Source organism: Thiolapillus sp., assembly GCF_048562965.1.
In the GTDB taxonomy this organism is placed as follows: domain Bacteria; phylum Pseudomonadota; class Gammaproteobacteria; order Chromatiales; family Chromatiaceae; genus Thiolapillus; species Thiolapillus brandeum_A.
This window is the reverse complement of record NZ_JBHNMF010001287.1, coordinates 1-725: the sequence shown is the minus strand read 5'-3', so window position 1 is coordinate 725 and position 725 is coordinate 1. Positions and strand designations below refer to the sequence as shown.

Annotated in this window: 2 protein-coding genes; both read left to right on the top strand. The window is 49.8% G+C overall.

Annotated elements, in window-relative coordinates:
- Positions 1 to 24 precede the first annotated feature (24 nt).
- Positions 25 to 315: a type II toxin-antitoxin system RelE/ParE family toxin gene (locus ACOCD2_RS23865; protein WP_293675499.1), complete on the top strand. Its 291-nt coding sequence runs from the start codon at positions 25 to 27 to the stop codon at positions 313 to 315.
- 11 nt (positions 316 to 326) lie between these two features.
- Positions 327 to 644 carry a HigA family addiction module antitoxin gene (locus ACOCD2_RS23860; RefSeq protein WP_293675498.1) on the top strand — a complete coding sequence of 106 codons (318 nt, stop codon included), beginning with the start codon at positions 327 to 329 and terminating at the stop codon, positions 642 to 644.
- The last annotated feature ends 81 nt before the right edge of the window (positions 645 to 725 follow it).

The window sequence follows — 725 nt, the reverse complement described above, 5'->3', positions numbered from 1 at the left end:
TAGCGATACAGGATACAATTGATCATGATTAAGACGTTCCGGGATCAATGGCTGGATGACTACTACTTTCGTGGTGTTAAGTCACCCAACATCCCCGGCACCCTCGAGAGTGCGCTAAAGCGTAAGCTCGATATTATCCATGCCGCTCACGGCGAGCAGGATTTAAGAGTACCACCGGGTAACCGCTTTGAGCATTTGGAGGGAAAGCTAAAGGATTGGTGCTCGATCCGCGTGAACAAACAATACCGTCTGATATTCCAGTGGAATGCAGGCAAAGCTAACGGGGTCTATCTGGATCCCCATACGTATAGGTAAGAGGTGAAACCATGGTTGAAGCACTGAAAATTCCTGCCCATCAACCTACCAGCGTGGGCTCTATGCTCAAAGAAGAATTTCTAGATCCTCTGGGGATCACCCAGGGCGAACTGGCAAAAGCGATGGGCGTAGGCCGAAAAACCGTCAACGAACTTTGTGGTGGTCGTCGCGGTGTAACGGCGGAAACCGCTTTTTTGCTGGCAAAGGTTCTGAGCACTACTCCGGAGTTTTGGCTGAATCTCCAGTTCATGAATGACATGTGGCTTGCTCAGCACAATGAAGTGTTGGCTGAGAAACTGGAACACGCAAGGCCTTTGGTGGCCGCCTAGACAAATAGATGATCAATGACTGCCAATGAGAAATTCCTGCCCCAACGGCAACGAAAATCTGGCGGGTTCGAAACAAAAGGA